Source organism: Clostridium novyi NT (genome assembly GCF_000014125.1).
Classification (GTDB): Bacteria; Bacillota; Clostridia; order Clostridiales; family Clostridiaceae; genus Clostridium_H; species Clostridium_H novyi.
The window spans coordinates 860,223-878,533 of record NC_008593.1 but is presented as its reverse complement, the minus strand read 5'-3'; the positions used below and the strand labels follow the sequence as shown (position 1 = coordinate 878,533).

Below are 18,311 nucleotides of genomic sequence, written 5' to 3'. Positions count from 1 at the left end.
TACTATAATTAGCTTATAGTAATTCTAATTTTTATGAGGGGGTTATCATTATGACTAATGATGAAAAGATTTTATTAGAAAAAATTTTTAGAGAACTTCAAGATATAAAGGTTATCTTACAAGAAAATAGTGAATTTAATGATTCATATATTGAGAAATTAAAACAAAACAAAATTATAAAAGATAAATTACTAAATTTATAGCGTATACAAACTTAAAAGTATTATTAAAAAATATTTTATAGCCCATTTTTTAATAATACTTTATTTTTAAATTTTATCTATTATAATAATTTTTTATAGGTTCTTTAAAAATTACATTGCCTGTAAAATCCTCTTTTCTTTTTATGCTTTTAACCTGTTCTTTTAGTTCTTCTATTTCTTTTTCCATACTATCTATTTTCTCTTTTATATTTTCATCCATTTTTATCACCTCATTATTTAGTATTGATTTTTTAAATGTTTTTATGTAAGTTTCTAATTTTTTATTATAAAATAGCCAAGCATTTAGCTTGGCCTTTTAAATTTATTTTATTAATATTATATTTTTAATCCTTTTTGTCTATCTTATTTTCTTCTGTATTTGATGTATTTTTTAAATTTTGGTACACATTATTTATGGCTGAAACTATATCATGAGTAAAATTTGCTCCCCTTGAAATTACAATTCCAGTTAAAATAACCCCTACCCAAGGAATTTTAGTTGGTACTCCAGCAAGAGATAATATATTTATGTCTGTATCTAAAGCAAGTACTATGCAGACTACCAATGCACCTAATTTATCAATACAAATTTTTCCTTTTTGCCAAACCATTTTCAGACTCTCCCAAACAGCCTCTCCTACTATAGCAACTACAATTAAAGAAAAAATATTCATTGAATTTCCTCCTCAATTCATAGTATGTTTTTTGTCGTAATTTAGTGATATATGCATAAAAAATACAGCCAATTGGCTGTATTTTTTATATTCTATTATTCAATTATTTGAAGTTTTTTAGGATAACTATTTAATACCTTGCATCCATCTTTAGTTACTAGAACTAAGTCCTCTATTCTAACTCCTACTTTTCCTTGTATATATATTCCCGGTTCTATTGAAAAAATCATTCCTTCTTTTATGAGCATTTCATTATTAGCTCCTACATCTGGGAATTCATGAACATCTATTCCTGCATTATGCCCAGTTCTATGAGTAAAATACTCACCATATCCAGCTTTAGTTATTACATCTCTTGCTACTTTATCTACATCACAAAATCTAACACCTGGTTTTACTGTTTCAATAGCTTTTAAATTCGCTTCTAATACTGTATTATATATTTTTATATACTCTTCTTTTGGTTTACCGAAGAATACTGTTCTTGTCATATCTGAACAATAGAAATTTGTTTTTCCTCCTATATCAAGGATTATACTGTCTCCTATTTCTAATTTGCTATCATCTGAAGAATGATGAGGTTCTGCTGCATTTTTACCATAAGCTATAAGAGGATAAAAAGAAAATTCATAAGTTTCATATTTTTCATATATATCACCTAATAACTTACAAGCTTTATTTTCAGTAACATTCTTTGGTATAACATCTCTAATTAATTCTTCCATAGCCTTATCATTTACTTTTGATGCTTCTATCATAAGTTCAATTTCTTCATTATCTTTTACCATTCTAGCTTCATCCACTACTGATGAGCCATCTTTAAATTTTAACTTGCTATTTTTATTCATAAGACTAATTAAAAAATGTGAAGGCCACTGTTTATCTATTCCTAAAACTTCATTTTCATCTATAAAAGGAAGTAATCTTTCTATAGGATCTTCTGAATCACTATATACTTCCATGTCAACACCCAAATCCTCTTCTATTGGAAAAAGTCCGTTAACAAAAAACTTTGCATTACCATTGCTATTTATGTATAAAGCAAGCATTCTTTCTCCTGGTTCTATCCACTTTCCAGTTAAATAAAATATGGATGCTGTTGATGTTACAATTATTTGTTTTAAATTATTGTCATTCATATTTTGTATAATTTTATTTACTCTATTTTGATTCATTCTAAATCCTCCCCCTATAATAATACATTATTATTATACTCCTTGAAATATTATAAATAAACCAATTAAAAAGGTTGCTGATATTATCTTTATCAACAACCTTAAAATAATTAAATTATACAATTATCTTTTAAATAGACTTTAATCTAAATCTTCTTCAACTGATACTATTTTTGTTGTAGTTAAAACTAATTTCTCGTTTAACACCACTATTCCTCTTCCAACTCTAGTTATATTTCCAGTTAAAGTTCTAAATAATTCATCTCCTGAACGAGTATTTAATCTAACCATTTTTCCAGTTTCATTAGAAAGGCACTGTCTTAGATCTCCTTCACAACAATCACAGTTTATATCATTGTACGATTCTTCAGTATTCATTAAAGTAATATCTTTTATTGAATTTGTATAAATTCCTACAATTTGATATATAGGAACTAGTACATAATTATCTAAAGTTTGAAATTTTACAACTGATTTTTCTATTGAAACAACTCTACAGTTTAATATTGTTCCTTGCTTTTCTATACCTACCTCTAAATCATCTACATCATTTTGCATCAATTGTTGTAATACATGTTTCACAGGTTCTACACATACACTATTTATCCATTGAGATGGTGGTCCTTGTGGTCCCTCTGGTCCTTGTATATATCTAATGTTTTCTTCTATATAATCATCTTCAATATCTTCATCTATATCTTCTTCCACCTCACAATCTTCAATCTCATAATTTGAATGTACTAAATTACAATCATCATGGCATTTCCAACGAAATCCATCATTATAGTCACATTGGTCTCCCCATATGAAGTTATCATCCCAACTATAGTTTTCAGAATTACATATACAGTCCTTCCATCTATCAGTCATATACCATTCTTGTTTTTCATCTAACTTCATAAAACTCACATCCTTAATAAAATAAGTGTATATTATATATTCTTTCTCATTACTTATAATATGGTTGTACACTTACAATAGTTCATGATTATATCTAGTTTTAACTGTGAATTTTATGATAACTTTGTAAAAAAAACTAGAATTATTTTTTTATAATTCTAGTCAGGCTGTTGATAAACATAATTTGTCAACAGCCTTTTTACATTTATTACAAAAAGGGTTTTTAGTTTTTATGTAGAATATATATTTTAAACCAATAAATCTTTTAGCCCGTTAGGGCTCCTACGGAGGAAAAATGCTTACTAATAATGAAAGAAAACAAAATCAATTAGAACTAGTTTATATAGAAAATTTAGTACCTGAAAATCATATACTTAGAAAAATAGATAAATACATAGATTTTTCATTTATAAGAGATTTAACTAAGGATTTATATTGTCCTGATAATGGCAGACCTTCAGTAAACCCAGTTGTATTATTTAAAATGCTTTTTATCGGATACCTATTCGGTATACGTTCAGAGCGTCAGCTTGTAAAAGAAATCCAGGTAAATGTAGCTTACAGATGGTTTTTAGGATAGGACTTACTGATAAAATACCAAGTCATTCCACTATAAGCCAGAATAGAACAAAAAGATTTAGTAATACAAATATACATCAAGAAATATTTGATAATATTGTATTTCAAGCTATTAATAGAAACTTGGTTGATGGCAAAATTCTATATACTGATTCTACTCACTTAAAAGCTAACGCTAATAAACATAAATTTATTAAAAAAGAAATAACTAAATCCACAAAGGAATACTTTGATGAATTAGAGAATGACATTAATAAAGATAGAATTAATCATAATAAAAAGCCTCTAAAAAAAAAGACTAAAATAGCTGAAACTAAGGAAATAAAAGTAAGTACAACTGATCCAGACAGTGGATATATGGTTAGAGATGGAAAACCTAAAGGCTTTTTTTATTTAGATCATAGAACTGTTGACGGAAAGTATAATATTATAACAGACGTTCATGTTACTCCCGGGAATATAAACGATGTAGATCCTTATGTTAAAAGAATAGAAACTCAAATAGAAAAGTTTAATTTTAATACAAAATATTTAGTAGCAGATGCCGGATATTCTACGAATCCTATTTGTAAACAAATTTCAGACAAAAATTATCAAGGTGTTTTTGGGTTCCGTTTAGGACCCCATGTTAAAGGAAAATATACAAAATATAGATTTCAGTATGTTAAAGAATTAGATGGATATGTGTGTATTAATAATTGCTTTTTAAAATATAGAACTACTACGAGGGAAGGTTATAAAGAATATTTAAGTAATGCGGAGCATTGTGCTTATTGCAAATATAAAAATAATTGCTTAACATCTGATAAATCCATTAATAGAACTATACGTCGTCATGTTTGGGAAGACTATAAAGATCAAATTTTTAGCTTTACTAAAACAGAAAAAGGTAAAAGTATTTACAAACGACGTAAAGAAAAGATTGAGCGTAGCTTTGCTGATTCAAAAGAATTACATGGGCTACGTTATTGTCGCATGCGAGGAATTAAAAATGTTTCTGAACAATGCTTACTTACAGCGGCAGTTCAGAATATGAAAAAGATAGCCATGGTGCTATCGCATTATTTTTTGTGTACATTAATTCAAATTTATTCCAAATTAACATACATAATAAATATTTTTCGAATGCTATCGCATAAAAGAATTTTGGCGTAAACAAAAGCCCCCAATTGTTGGGGGCTTTTTGAACAATCTGACTAGAATTATTTTTTTATAATTCTAGTCTTTTTTATCTTAATATTAAAGTTGGTTTATAGGACAACCTTTACCTAATTTTCTTTTTTTATCTGTATTAGGCATTCCCATATCTTCGGCTGCTTCAGTATTTACCTTATCATATTCTCTTGAAAGCTTTTCTGTAATCATTTTAGATTTTTTATTTTTGTGATTTTTCAAAGTAGATTCCTCCTTAAATATATAATCTATACTTAGGATGCCCTACTTTATTTTAAACTTTCATTATACTGTATAATATTACATCAGCACCTGACACATGTAAACCTACACTATCTTTAATAACTCCTGATAGGGTTCCTAAATCTGCTGGTACATTTGATAAAAAATAATTAGCTTTACATATGCTCCAGGAACTGGTATGCTTCCTATTGTATTTGTTCTAAAATTGATTGTGCTAAAAAATAGTTGCATTAACTAAATTTGTATTAGTATTAAAGCTGTATTTATGGTATTATCTTAAATATATATCTTTTAAGGAGGACTTGTATGAACAAAAGAATAAAAGACTATCTAGTGATTGGTTTTGCACTTTTCGCTATGTTTTTTGGGGCAGGCAATTTAATATTTCCTCCTGCACTAGGACGAGAAACTGGATCAGGCTTTTTGATATCAATAATAGGATTTTTAGTAACTGGTGTTGGACTTCCTCTACTTGGAATACTTTCTTGTATAAAAAGTGGTGGAAATTTTGAATTAATGGCTAATAAGGTTGGGAAAAAGTTTTCAATAATAACTACTACAGCATTGATTCTATCTATAGGACCTATGGTTGCTATACCTAGAACTGCGGCTACAACTTTTGAGCTTAGTTTGCATCCATTATTTCCATCAATGAAACCTTTTATAATAATTTTGATTTATTTTATCATTACACTTGCATTCGTATTAAATCCAACCTCTATAGTGGATAATATAGGTAAGTTTTTAACACCTATTTTAATGATTATGTTATCTTTAATAATAATTAAAGGCATTATTTTACCAATAGGTCCAATCACAAATACTCATTTTAATAATTTGTTTTCTGGATCATTACTTCAAGGATATCAAACTATGGATGCAATGGCAGCAGTAATTTTTGCATCTATAATAATAACTTCTGTAAAAAATAAGGGGTATACCTCTTCTAATAGTATATTAAAGACAACCATATATTCTAGTATTGTTGCAGTAATAGGTCTTAGCTTCATATATGGAGGGCTTTTATATCTTGGATCACAAACTACTACTTTATTTGGACAAGATATAAGTAAAACTCAATTAATTACTGAAATCGCAAAAAATATTTTAGGTTCCTTTGGAACTGTTACCCTTAGCATATCTGTTGGACTTGCATGTTTAACAACGTCTATAGGACTTACTGCTACAGCATCAGAATTTTTTACAAGACTTTCAAAAGGAAAGCTACCTTATAAATTTAATGCTATAGCAATTTCTATAATAAGCATGATAATAGCACTTAATGGTGTTGATAAAATAGTATCTTTTGCATCACCAGTTTTAGATATTTTATATCCTGTGATAATAGTAATTATATTATTAAATCTTTTAGGTAATATAATTAAGAATAACTCTATTGTATCTATAACTGTTTATGTAACATTATTATTTTCTATAATAAGCACTATACATTCAATAAATCCTAATATATATTTTACAAAAACTATTTTTAATTTTATTCCACTATCTAGTTTAGGATTTATATGGGTTATACCCGCTTTAATTGCATTTGTAATTTCATACTTTACTTTAAACAATAAAGTATATAAAAATACTGATTTTAATAAAGAACTATTTGAAGAGCCAGGAATTTAATCCTGCCTCTTTTTATTTTGTAATATTATATTAAAGTTAATCATATTTTTATCTATATAAGTAAAAAAGGGGTGAACAGACTTTGAAAAAAGGAAGTTTTATATTTATTGTACTAGCATTGATTTCCTGTATTGCAATGTGTGGAAAAATGTACTTAACTAGAAAAAAGCCTAATAATTTTTATTATACAAATTTACTTGCTAAAAATTTAAATATAGATCAAAAAAAACAAGTTAAAGTTTTAGATACAAACTACTATAAAACCCAAGATGTTTCAAATGAGGACATACAAATAATATTTAGCTTTTTAAAAGAACTAAAAAAACCTAACTTTGTAACTCCTTCATCATCTTTTGATGAAAAACCTAGTTATAAAATATTTTTCTCATTCCCTGAAAGCTCTAAAAAATATGTTATGAATGTTTATAATCATGAATATTTATCTGTCCAGCCTTGGGATGGTGATTTCTCTATGGATTACATAAGTACAATAAATATACCTTATAGATTCAGTATATATAATGTTTGTAAAAATGCCTTCTTTAAAAATCAAAATAGTATAAAAAAATAAGAAATATAAAAAACCACCCTATTATTAAATAGAGTGGTTTTTACCTTTAATTTTATTTAAATACATCTACAAGTTCATTAAATAGTTCCTTGTTTTCTTTTATTTTTATGGAATTACCAAGTACACATATATAATTTTGATCCATACAATCCTTAATCATATTTGCAAATTCTCTTATATCTTCTTTTGTACAACTTAGAACTTCATCTCTTTCCTTTTGAATATCCTCTTTAGTTATATTACTCAAATAATAAGATATAGCTCTTTCTGATTTTAGTGAAGGAGTTAGCGGAGTATCAAGAGAACTTATTGTTCCTATTATATACTTTGTCATTTCTCTACTATCTGCATCAAAATTTCTTAAATATTCATAAGCATTATCATATACATTTAAGCTTTCTTTTATGTTAGGATCTCTGTATGATCCAAAGAACATGTTTCCACTTCTTCCGAAACTTGCAAAAGCACCATAAGCGCCTCCAATAACACGAATATTATTCCACAAATAATCTAAGCTTTCTATTACTTTTAATACTTGCATACTTCCCTTATAAGAATATCCTAAATCCTTATAATTATATCCTTTCATTACATACTGAACATTACCTTGAGTTAATAATCCTTCATTCTTTTTGTGGCATTTAAAATCATATTCATAAGTTTTAAGAGTTTCATTATTAAGTTTTCCTATAAATCTCTTTAAACTTTCTTCTACTTTTTCATAGTTTTCTTCTTCAACTGCAAAGTTTAAAATTAGATTATTTCTATTAAATACTGTTTTTTGTACTTCTTTTAGATTTTCTATGATTTCTTCATGTTTAGAATCAAAATTTTCTTCTATATCTTCTATAAATTTATAAAACTCTAATCCTGAAATCTTTTCTTCGTATTGTGATATATTTGAGAAATATGAAAGCAATCTATTTACTGCAACAATATGACCAGAATCAAACATAGCCATATCTAAACGTGATTTCATTTCTCTTATTATTTCTTTTAATCTATTTTTATCAAATTTAGTATTAAGTAAAATTTCTTCTATTATTTCAAATAACTTAGGAACTTTATCAACTATAGCCTTTGATTTTACAACAAATTTAGGCTTAAATTCATCCTTTGTATTGTTTTGTACAAATGTAACTGGAGCATAACTTATTCCACCAGTATATATATTAACCTCATTAGATAAATCTCCATAAGTATATTTATCTGTATCTATTTTGCCAAGTACTCCTGCTAAAAGTGATAAATAAGGGATAAGTTCCTCTTTTATAGTTTTAGTATCAAATATAAGTTTTACATAAGCTATTTTATTAGTAAACATAGGTTGGAATAATACTTTATTATCTTCAATACTTTTTTCTTGTAGTGAAAATTCTTCAGCCTTTTTATCTATATCTTCTAAAGAAAGTAGTGGTATTTTTTCTAAGTCTTCTTTTTTCTCACCACTCATTTGTCTTTCCTTTAAAGCCTTAGTTTCACTTACTAATTCCTCTAATTCCTTATCTGAAAGCGATGCTTTATATTCACTTAATTTCTTTCTTAATTCTTCATCCTTTGCTTCTGCAAGACCTGCTTTAGGATTTAATACTAGTAATGAGCCATGTTTTGTATTTATTAAATGATTTTCTATGAGTTCTTCAAAATACTTTGAAGTAAGTGCCTTTTTAACTTCTTTAAGTGCATTTTCATACTCTAAATAAATATATGGCTCTTTATCATATAACCAGCTATCCATTGCTTTAGTATAATAAATTAATCCCTTTGGATAAGTTCTTGTATCCATTTCTCTTAATTTAAATTCTTTTATATTTATACAAGCCTCTATTAAGTTCTTATCTATTCCATTTGAAACAAGATCTTTTAATATATCAAAAACTATATTACGAAACTCTTCTTTTTTAGATTCATGAGCATTTTTTACTACTATACTAAATACAGGTTGAAGTATTCCTGAATCAAAATATCCGTAAACATCTTTTCCTATTCCACTTTGTATAAGAGCTTTTTTAAGTGGTGCAGCTGGTGTTTCTAATAATAAGTACTCTAAAATTTCAAAGGCTAATGAAGTTTCTGGAGTGCTATTCTCTAAAACAAAGTTTAAACTAAAGAAACTTTTATCATTCCCTTCATCACCTTCTGCTACAGGATACTCATAAGTAAATTCTTTAATTTCACCAAATGGACTTTGAACTTCTATTTTAGAATCTACATCTATTTTTTCAAAGTTATTTAAGTACTCATCATTTATGAATTTAAGTTCTTTATCTAAATCTCCATTACCATATAAGTATATATAACTGTTTGATGGATGATAGAATTTTTTATGGAAATCTAAAAATTGCTCCTGTGTAAGCTTTGGAATAACTTCTGGGTCTCCACCTGATTCTACGCCATAAGTTGTATCCGGGAATAATGTTTCTTGTATTTTTCTAAATAATATATCTTCTGGAGATGAAAAAGCTCCCTTCATCTCGTTATAAACTACTCCTTTATAAGTAATTTCATCTTCTTTACTATCAAGTTCATAATGCCATCCTTCTTGCATTAGTATTTCTGGATGTTTATATATATTAGGATAAAATACTGCATCTAAATATACATCCATTAAATTGAAGAAATCTTTTTCATTTCTACTGGCAACAGGATATATTGTTTTATCTGAAAATGTCATAGCATTTAAAAATGTGTTCAGTGATCCTTTTGCAAGCTCTACAAATGGATCTTTTATAGGGAATTTTCTAGAACCACAAAGAACTGAATGTTCCATAATGTGAGGAACACCTGTGCTATCACTTGGTGGAGTTCTAAAACCAATTGCAAAAACTTTATTATCATCATCATTTTCTAAATTTAAAAGTTTTGCACCACTTTTTTCATGATAAAATACTCTAACTTTAGAATTTATATCTTTTATTTCTTTTTCTTCTATAAACTTAAATCCATGATATTCATTATTTAATTGAAACTCCATCTATATACCTCCTAGTTTAAATCTATATATTATATATTCTACCAAACTTCCCTCTAAAAAATATATAATTTTTGAAATTACCTTATTATTTCTTTATAATATTATATACTTAAGTGTATACTTACTAATAAGTTGTTTATTTTTTAATTAGAGGTGAATTTTATGTACAAAAAAGGCGATTTTCATTTACACACAACAGCATCCGATGGAAAACTCTCTCCCTATGAGCTTGTTAACTTAGCCAAAGAAGAAGGCTTTGATATTATAGCAATTACAGATCACGATAATACATTTGGAATAAATGAAGCTATAACTTGTGGCACAGAAGTTGGTGTTAAAGTAATTCCTGGTATAGAACTTTCAACAAGATATAATAATGAAAGTATTCATATACTTGGATATTTTAAAGATAATTCATACCAAAATGACTTTTTTCAAAATTATTTAAAAGAGATACAAGATTATAGAATAAAAAGGGCTAAGAAAATTTTAGATAATCTGTATAACTTTTTTAATATAAAATTGGACTTTCATAAAATACTTAAAGACAATAAAGGGGTAATTGCAAGACCTCATATAGCAAAAGCAATTGTTAATGCTGGATACCCTTATGATTTTGATTTTATATTTGATAATATGATTGGAAATGATAGTCCTGCTTATGTTCCTAACAAAGAAATTTCCATAGAAGAAGGTATTAAAGTTTTAAAATCTGCCAATGCAATTACATCACTTGCACATCCCACACTAATAAATAAATCTCCAATAGAAGAACTTCTAAAATATGATTTTGATTGCATTGAAGCCGTATATCCTTTAAACAAACCAGGTGAAACAGAAGTATTTATTAATTTAGCAAAGAAATATAATAAAAAAATTTCTGGTGGTTCAGATTATCATGGCCTCGGAAAAACAGATACAAAGCATGGCTATATCGGCGACGCATTTTTAACTAAAAATAACCTTGAAAGCTTTTTAAATCTTTTAAATTTATAATATTCTGTATCTTACCAATAATTTATTATTTATACAGGGGGGTTATCTTTAAAATGAAATTCTCAAACTTTAACAAAAATATTTTTAACAATTCTATTAACGATAAAGTTGTAGAAATTATAGCAAATAGAATATTAACTGAAAGTATAAATCCTAAAACTCATAGCCCATTTTTGTTAGAAGACATAGTTAATGATAAATATAGAGAAGCAGTTGAAGATTATATAATTCTTAATAGTGGTGCAATTTAGTTTATACATAAAATAAAAGGCATATTATTTATGCCTTTTATTTTTGATTTATTATGCTTCTTTTAAGAATGCACAATAAGCTCTCATAGTTTCATAAACATCTGCTTTAGAAACAACTTCCCATGGGGCATGCATATTTTGAACAGCAACTCCGCAATCTATAACATTCATTCCATATTCAGCAAGAATGTATGCTATAGTACCGCCGCCGCCTTCATCAACTTTTCCAAGTTCTGCTGTTTGCCATGATACATTGTGTTTTTCCATAATGTCTCTTATTTCTCCCATGTATTCTGCACTTGCATCATTTGAACCTGATTTTCCTCTAGCTCCTGTGTATTTGTTAAATACAACTCCTTTACCAAAATAAGCACAATTTCTTTTTTCCATTACTGATGGATAGTTTGGATCAAATGCAGCACTTACGTCAGATGATAACATTTTTGAGTTTGTAAGAGTTCTTCTTAATTTTAGTTCATTATAATCTCCTAATAGATTCATAACTTCTGCTACAACATTTTCAAAGAATTTTGAATGCATTCCTGTAGCTCCGACGCTTCCTATTTCTTCTTTATCAACTAATAATGCTACACAAGTTTTTGATGGATTTTCAACTTTTAATATAGCTTCGAAAGAAGTATAAGCACACACTCTATCATCATGACCATAAGCCATAACCATGCTCTTATCTAATCCATAATGTCTTGCACGTCCAGCTGGAACTACTTCTAATTCTGCTGATACAAAATCTTCTTCATCTATTCCATATTTATCATTTAATAATCTTAATATATTTTGTTTAACTCTATTTTTAGCTTCTTTATCTTTAATTGGCATACTTCCAATTAATACATTTAAATCTTCACCTTCTACTCCTTTTGCTAGTTTTTTATCCATTTGATTACCAGCTAAGTGAATTAAAAGATCTGATATTCCAACTACAGGATCGTTTTCATCTTCCCCTATAACAACTTTAACAACTTCTCCAGTTTTTTTTGCAATAACTCCATGAATTGCTAGTGGTAATGTAACCCATTGATACTTTTTGATTCCACCATAATAGTGAGTATCAAATAATGCTAAATCAGAATCTTCATATAATGGATTTTGTTTTAAATCAAGTCTAGGTGAGTCTACATGTGCTCCTAATATACTTAATCCTTTTTCAAAAGGTTCATTTCCGATTACAAACATAGCTAAAGTTTTTCCCATGTTGTTTGCATAAACCTTATCTCCTGGATTTAACTTTCCATTTTCAGCTATTAAATCATTAATATTTTTATATCCATTGTCTTCTGCTATTTTTATGAATTCATCAACACATTCTCTTTCAGTTTTACAATTTGACATAAAGTTTATGTATCTGTCATTTAATAAAAATACTTCTTTTAATTCTTCTTCTGAATATTTGTCCCAAGCATATTCATAGTTTTTTTCTAATTTAACTTTATTTTCTGCCATGGTTAGTCCCCCTTATTATAATTTTTATAGTTAAATATTCTTATTTACCATCATTTTTCATTATATCACAAAATATATATTTAAAAGTTTTTATAACCACTTTTTTATTTTAAAAATACTTATAAGAATACAAGTTGTTATAGCCATAATAATTAAAGTATAATAATATCCATATACTGAATTGCTAAAAATAATATTGGTAAAGTTCATTCCTTGAATACCGCTTATAAGTTCTAAAGGCAAGAATATACTTGTTATTATTGTAAATACTTTCATAAAATCATTAGTCTTATTGGAAACTTCTGATTCAAATGCTTCTCTTACCAAAGCTAAATTTTGCACTAGACTTTCTAAGTTGTTCATTAGTTTATTTATTTTTCCGTTAATATCTTTAAAATACTTTATATCCTTTTCATCAATTACTAGGTTATCGTTACTTATTAAAGTATCCCCTATATATCTCATTGGATTTAAGAATTTTCGTATTCTATACAATTGACGTCTTAAATGTATGAGAGCATCAGCTTGTTTCCTAGATGGACTTTTTAGTATTTCCATCTCTATTTTGTCTGCCTTTTCTTCAATAATACTCATTATGTCATAATTTTTTAGAATCATTCTATCTAATATATAGTAAAGTATCATTGAAGGTTTAGGATTATTTTTTAGAGTGAAACAATTTTTTAAATTCTTTATATCATCTATAAGCTCTTTTATAACTGTTATGTTATTATTATAAACAGTTATTATATAATCTTTGCTTAAATATATATCAAGCTCTCTAACTTTAATTATTTCATTTCTATAGGCTAGTATATTAAATCTTAAAAACATATAACTATCGAAAAAAATTATTTTAGATGAATCTCTTTTTAGAACTTCATTAAATTCTGTAAAATTATTCTCTAGAGAAATTTTATTTTGTATTTCTTTTAATTCTTCTTCATTAGCCAATATCCAGTAATTACTTTTGCCTACTTTCCAATTATCAGTACAATCACTAAAATCATTTATTATATCTATAACTTGCACCAGTCATCATCCTTGTATAAGGTTACATTTTTTATTAGTATTATCTTATAAATCTGTTATTATTCCATCTACTTTAATATCATGTTCTTCACAAGGAATATTCTCTAAAATTTGAAAATCATAGGCTAAAGCTATCTTTGGAATTCTACTATCTATTTTATTTAAAAATCTATCGTAAAATCCTCCTCCATATCCGATTCTTCCACAATTTTTATCAAATGCTACTCCAGGCATAAGTATAAGTTGTATATGACTTGTATTAATCTTCTTACAACTATCTTTAGGTTCTAATATATTGTACTTTCCAGGATTTAATTCATCAAAAGAATTTAGTATAATAGCTTCCATACCTTCTTTTTTAGATATTACTTTTGGTACACATATTGTTTTTCCAATATTTAAGGAATGTTTTATTAACCTGTGGGTATCAACCTCTCCCTTAAAACTCACATATAAAAAAATTACATTTGACTTTTTATAATAATCACTATTTATTATTTTGGTAAATATTTTTTCATCCTTAACTCTTTTTTCTTCTTCAGTTAAAGCATTTCTTTTTTCTTTAATTAAACTTCTTATCTTATCTTTTTGATTCATTTCGTACCATGCTTTCCATTCTATTATTTATTGTTTCAACAGGAGATACTTTGCACATTAACCCATATCTGTAGTTTGCTGCTGCTGCCTCAATTATTACAGCTAAGTTTCTTCCCGGTCTTATAGGTACAGTAAGTTTTTTTACTGGTACATTAAGAATTTCAAGAAAATCATCATCTATTCCAAGTCTATCGTAATTTCTATCTGGTTTCCATTGTTCTAGATATATTACTAAATGAATGGTTTTCTTTTGAAGTACAGAACTCAATCCATAAAGAGCAGGTATATCTATAATTCCCATTCCTCTTACTTCTAACATACCAGAAGTTATGTATGGAGATGTTCCTCTAAGTACACCATCTATTTCTTTTATGTCAACTGCATCATCTGCAACTAATCTATGACCTCTTTTTATAAGCTCTAATGCAGTTTCACTTTTTCCAATACCACTTTCCCCAGTTATAAGCATTCCTATTCCATAAACATCCACTAAAACTCCGTGCATTCTTGTTTCAGGTGCTAATTTTGCATCTAAATAATTCATGAGCTTAGTTACCACTTTAGTAGTTAATAGTTTACTTCTTAGAACCCATCTCTTATGTAGCTTAGCATTTTTTATTAATTGAGGATGTGGTTCTAGATCTCTTGCAATAATTATACAAGGGGTATCAAATTCAAAAAATTTCTTCATTCTTTTTCTTATAAGTTCTACAGGCATATTTTTAAGGAAACTCCATTCCGCATTACCTATAACTTGCACTCTGGAATTTGCAAAGTAACTATAAAATCCTGCAAATTGAAGTCCCGGTCTATTTATATCACTAGTTTTTATTTCTTTATCTTTTTCTCCTTGAACTAGTACCTCAAGTTCTAAATCTTTTATTATATCTTCAACAGTAATCTTCATTTACTCACCTTTTTCATATATAATTAATTAAATTTAATGATATCTATTATCTATCTTTTACATTATATCATTTTTTAATAAAAATAATTATATTTACTATATTAAAACAAAAGATCTATCTTATGTATTCACAAGATAGATCTTTCTTTGACTCTATGTATATTTATTTAAATTTTATAAAAGACAACTTTTTTCTGCACAGTGCACAGCTTCTACAAATCTTATAGTTCTTGTTTTTGATCTCATTACTACTGAATGAGTAGTTGCCATATCATTTTTTGAGAAAACTACTCCTTTTAATAAATCACTATCAGTAAGAGCTGTTGCAGCAAAATAAACATCATCACTTTTAACTAAATCATCTGTAGTTAAAACTTTATTTATATCTTCTATACCCATCTCTTTGCATCTTTTAATTTCTTCTTCAGTGTGTGGTTCTAATATAGCTTGCATTTCTCCACCCATACATTTAATAGCAGCAGCAGCAATTACTCCTTCTGGTGCTCCACCTGTTCCTATCATTAAATCTATTCCTGTGTTCTCAAATCCACATGCAAGTATAGCAGCTACATCGCCTTCTCCAAATAATTTTACTCTTGCTCCAACTTCTCTAGCTTGCTCTACTATATAATCATGTCTTTCTCTTTCTTGTACTATTATTGTTAAATCTTCTATATCCTTATTTAATGCTTTTGCAACGTTTATAATATTTTCTTTTGGAGATTTGTTTATATCAATTGCACCTACTGCTCCAGGTCCTACAGCTATTTTTTTCATATACATATCTGGTGCATGTAATAAACTTCCTTTTGGTCCCATAGCAACTACAGCTATTGAGTTTGGTAATCCTTTAGCAATAAGCACTGTTCCATCTATAGGATCAACTGCAATATCCATTTCTGGCATATCTTCTTGTCCAACCCCTACTTTTTGTCCAATATAAAGCATTGGAGCTTCGTCCATTTCTCCTTCACCAATAACAACATTACCTCTTATAGGCATCATATTAAAAGCTTTTTCCATTCCATTTACAGCTTCTTGATCGGCAGCATTTTTATCTCCTCTACCCATAAGCTTGGCCCCATTTAATGCAGCAGCCTCAGTTACTCTAACTAATCCCATAGATACATCTAAATTATTCATTCACAAACCCTCCACATTTTATATAAATAATAAAACTTTATTCGCATTATTTTTTATGTAAATTTAATATAATATATTCTTTTTTGAAAAATATCATAATTATTATAACACATTTATCATATAATACAAGATTAACATAAAAATAATCTACTCTATTTCAATGAATAATTTATTTTTTATTTATTTGTCTTTTTTTAAAATTTTATGTAAGTATTTTGATGTTGGTTTTGCTTGACATTGTTTTTATTTTTTGTAAAAATATACATAAGGATATTGAAAGGGGTGTTATATTATGGGTGTTGAAATATATTTATTGGAAAATCAAATTCAAATCTGTCGAGAGAATCTTCACGATTTAATATATATGTATCCACTAACTGATGATATAGTCGTTAATTGTAGTCATAAGTTGGACAAACTTCTTGTAGAATACGAAAAAAATATGTTCTTATATAAAGTTAGTCCAAATAAAAATTAGTTTTATGAAATTCATTGCATACTTACTGAGTGTATATCATAAATAAAATTCCCCACAAATAAAGTGTTATACTATTTGTAGGGATTATACATATGTTAGTATTATTTATTCATATTATTTAAGTAAAGAAATAAACTTATCTATAAATTCATCTGCTTCTTTAAAATCATTTTCTCCTGGAACAAATTTAAATCTAAATCCTTCGTCAACTACTTTCAATTTCATAGATTTTAATCTTGCTGTAAGCATAGGAACTGCTTCTCCACTCCATCCATATGATCCAAAAGCTGCTGCTACTTTTCCTCTTGCAGGTATTACACAAATAGATGTTAACACTTTCCATACAGGTTCAACCGCATCTTGATTTATAGTAGGAGAACCTATTAAAAATCCATTACAATTGTTGATTAATTCTAATGATTTATCTATTCCTATTTCTGTTATATCATGACATTCTGCTTTTATTCCTTTTTCATTTAATTTGTTACATATATACTTACTCATATCCTCTGTATTATGATAAGCAGATACATATAAAATTTGTATATTATTTTCAATAGATTTTTCTGTTGCCATGTTTCTATAGATTTCAAGAACCTTAACTACATTTTCTCCTTTATGAATAGGTCCATGACTTGGAGCTAACATATCAACATCTAAATCCTTTATTTTATTTAATGTAGCTAAAACAAATTTTTTAAATGGTGACATTATGCAGTTAAAATAATATTCAAATTCATGTCTGTATTCACTATCTTCAATATTGCTTTCAATGCTTCCATCTTCACTGCAATAATGAGCTCCTGTAACATCACAAGTAAATAGTATATGTTGTTCTGGCACATAAGTAACCATAGTATCTGGCCAGTGAACATTTGGTGTAGAAATAAATTTAAGTGTATTTTTACCTATGTTCAGTTCTTTTACTTCTGTTATAGCTTTTCCTTTAAAATCTCTATTTAAAATTTCTTTTAAATAATTTAAAGCAGCTATACTTGCTATAACTGTGGCATCAGGATATTCTTCTAAAAATTTAATAATAGAACCACTATGATCTAATTCTGTATGTTGAACCACTATGTAATCTACTTTTCTATCGCCTATTATTGATTTTATATTTTTTAAAGATTGATCCCAAAACCCATTTTTAACACTATCTATTACAACAACTTTTTCATCATCTATAAGATAAGAATTATATGTGCTACCTTTTTTTGTTTCCATTATAACGTCAAATACTTCAAGACCAGGATCTTTTACACCCACCCAATATATGTTTTCTTTTAACTCTATATTTTTCATAAAGTCCTCCTTACTAA

The 18,311-nt window shown here is 27.3% G+C and carries 19 protein-coding genes; 7 read left to right on the top strand and 12 right to left on the bottom strand.

The features are described 5' to 3' along the window. Nucleotides 1-50: 50 nt before the first annotated feature. Entirely contained in the window at nucleotides 51-203 is a 153-nt protein-coding gene (locus NT01CX_RS12215; protein WP_011721760.1) for a hypothetical protein, read from the top strand. Between the two features lie 73 nt (nucleotides 204-276). Here NT01CX_RS12215 and NT01CX_RS12210 read toward each other — a convergent pair whose 3' ends face one another. The 4 genes from NT01CX_RS12210 to NT01CX_RS03955 all read right to left on the bottom strand — a co-directional run bounded on the left by NT01CX_RS12210 (nucleotide 277) and on the right by NT01CX_RS03955 (nucleotide 2,952). Further along, complete coding sequence (locus NT01CX_RS12210) at nucleotides 277-423, bottom strand: hypothetical protein (protein WP_187146699.1); 147 nt, start codon at nucleotides 421-423, stop codon at nucleotides 277-279. A gap of 124 nt (nucleotides 424-547) precedes the next feature. Further along, nucleotides 548-877 carry a hypothetical protein gene (locus NT01CX_RS03965; RefSeq protein ID WP_011721758.1) on the bottom strand — a complete coding sequence of 110 codons (330 nt, stop codon included), beginning with the start codon at nucleotides 875-877 and terminating at the stop codon, nucleotides 548-550. A gap of 95 nt (nucleotides 878-972) precedes the next feature. Further along, nucleotides 973-2,052, bottom strand: a complete 1,080-nt coding sequence (locus NT01CX_RS03960; protein ID WP_011721757.1) for a M24 family metallopeptidase — start codon at nucleotides 2,050-2,052, stop codon at nucleotides 973-975. Nucleotides 2,053-2,193: 141 nt separating this feature from the next. Further along, nucleotides 2,194-2,952, bottom strand: a complete 759-nt coding sequence (locus NT01CX_RS03955; protein WP_011721756.1) for a hypothetical protein — start codon at nucleotides 2,950-2,952, stop codon at nucleotides 2,194-2,196. Nucleotides 2,953-3,247: 295 nt separating this feature from the next. On the opposite strand from NT01CX_RS03955, the gene NT01CX_RS03950 reads away from it, so the two are divergent. Continuing rightward, nucleotides 3,248-4,686 (top strand): IS1182-like element ISCno1 family transposase gene (locus NT01CX_RS03950; protein ID WP_148195532.1). Its coding sequence is split into 2 segments (ribosomal slippage): nucleotides 3,248-3,530 and nucleotides 3,530-4,686, totalling 1,440 coding nucleotides; the frame shifts between segments, so codons are not numbered across the junction. An 84-nt stretch (nucleotides 4,687-4,770) separates the two neighbouring features. Here the strand turns inward: NT01CX_RS03950 and NT01CX_RS12205 are convergent. Continuing rightward, nucleotides 4,771-4,926, bottom strand: a complete 156-nt coding sequence (locus NT01CX_RS12205) for a hypothetical protein (protein ID WP_011721753.1) — start codon at nucleotides 4,924-4,926, stop codon at nucleotides 4,771-4,773. A 327-nt stretch (nucleotides 4,927-5,253) separates the two neighbouring features. Between NT01CX_RS12205 and brnQ the strand changes: the two genes are divergently transcribed. Next, nucleotides 5,254-6,582, top strand: coding sequence for a branched-chain amino acid transport system II carrier protein (gene brnQ / locus NT01CX_RS03945; RefSeq protein WP_011721752.1), 1,329 nt, complete (start codon nucleotides 5,254-5,256; stop codon nucleotides 6,580-6,582). 82 nt (nucleotides 6,583-6,664) lie between these two features. After that, a complete protein-coding gene (locus NT01CX_RS03940; protein WP_011721751.1) occupies nucleotides 6,665-7,153 on the top strand; it encodes a DUF4883 family protein in 489 nt (162 codons plus the stop codon). Between the two features lie 52 nt (nucleotides 7,154-7,205). On the opposite strand, the gene NT01CX_RS03935 is transcribed toward NT01CX_RS03940, so the two are convergent. Continuing rightward, nucleotides 7,206-10,127: an insulinase family protein gene (locus NT01CX_RS03935; RefSeq protein ID WP_011721750.1), complete on the bottom strand. Its 2,922-nt coding sequence runs from the start codon at nucleotides 10,125-10,127 to the stop codon at nucleotides 7,206-7,208. 162 nt (nucleotides 10,128-10,289) lie between these two features. On the opposite strand from NT01CX_RS03935, the gene NT01CX_RS03930 reads away from it, so the two are divergent. Continuing rightward, nucleotides 10,290-11,123 (top strand): PHP domain-containing protein, encoded by an 834-nt coding sequence (locus tag NT01CX_RS03930; protein ID WP_011721749.1) that lies wholly within the window; start codon nucleotides 10,290-10,292, stop codon nucleotides 11,121-11,123. 53 nt (nucleotides 11,124-11,176) lie between these two features. Then, a complete protein-coding gene (locus NT01CX_RS03925) occupies nucleotides 11,177-11,374 on the top strand; it encodes a hypothetical protein (protein ID WP_011721748.1) in 198 nt (65 codons plus the stop codon). Between the two features lie 51 nt (nucleotides 11,375-11,425). On the opposite strand, the gene NT01CX_RS03920 is transcribed toward NT01CX_RS03925, so the two are convergent. The 5 genes from NT01CX_RS03920 to glpX all read right to left on the bottom strand — a co-directional run bounded on the left by NT01CX_RS03920 (nucleotide 11,426) and on the right by glpX (nucleotide 16,514). After that, nucleotides 11,426-12,835 (bottom strand): aminopeptidase, encoded by a 1,410-nt coding sequence (locus NT01CX_RS03920; RefSeq protein WP_011721747.1) that lies wholly within the window; start codon nucleotides 12,833-12,835, stop codon nucleotides 11,426-11,428. Nucleotides 12,836-12,925: 90 nt separating this feature from the next. After that, complete coding sequence (locus tag NT01CX_RS03915) at nucleotides 12,926-13,867, bottom strand: magnesium transporter CorA family protein (RefSeq protein ID WP_011721746.1); 942 nt, start codon at nucleotides 13,865-13,867, stop codon at nucleotides 12,926-12,928. Nucleotides 13,868-13,912: 45 nt separating this feature from the next. Continuing rightward, nucleotides 13,913-14,464: a 5-formyltetrahydrofolate cyclo-ligase gene (locus NT01CX_RS03910; RefSeq protein WP_011721745.1), complete on the bottom strand. Its 552-nt coding sequence runs from the start codon at nucleotides 14,462-14,464 to the stop codon at nucleotides 13,913-13,915. Continuing rightward, the gene (gene hprK, locus NT01CX_RS03905) at nucleotides 14,448-15,371 is read right to left on the bottom strand and encodes an HPr(Ser) kinase/phosphatase (RefSeq protein ID WP_011721744.1); all 924 of its coding nucleotides are present in this window, start codon (nucleotides 15,369-15,371) and stop codon (nucleotides 14,448-14,450) included. The genes NT01CX_RS03910 and hprK overlap by 17 nt, the downstream gene beginning before the upstream one ends. Before the next feature lie 174 nt (nucleotides 15,372-15,545). Then, complete coding sequence (gene glpX / locus NT01CX_RS03900) at nucleotides 15,546-16,514, bottom strand: class II fructose-bisphosphatase (RefSeq protein ID WP_011721743.1); 969 nt, start codon at nucleotides 16,512-16,514, stop codon at nucleotides 15,546-15,548. Nucleotides 16,515-16,806: 292 nt separating this feature from the next. Here glpX and NT01CX_RS03895 point away from each other — a divergent pair, with 292 nt between their 5' ends. Then, nucleotides 16,807-16,992, top strand: a complete 186-nt coding sequence (locus NT01CX_RS03895) for an aspartyl-phosphate phosphatase Spo0E family protein (RefSeq protein WP_039226166.1) — start codon at nucleotides 16,807-16,809, stop codon at nucleotides 16,990-16,992. A gap of 114 nt (nucleotides 16,993-17,106) precedes the next feature. Here the strand turns inward: NT01CX_RS03895 and NT01CX_RS03890 are convergent, their stop codons facing one another. Further along, on the bottom strand, nucleotides 17,107-18,294 hold the full coding sequence (locus NT01CX_RS03890; protein ID WP_011721742.1) for an FprA family A-type flavoprotein: 1,188 nt from the start codon (nucleotides 18,292-18,294) through the stop codon (nucleotides 17,107-17,109). Between the last annotated feature and the right edge of the window lie 17 nt (nucleotides 18,295-18,311).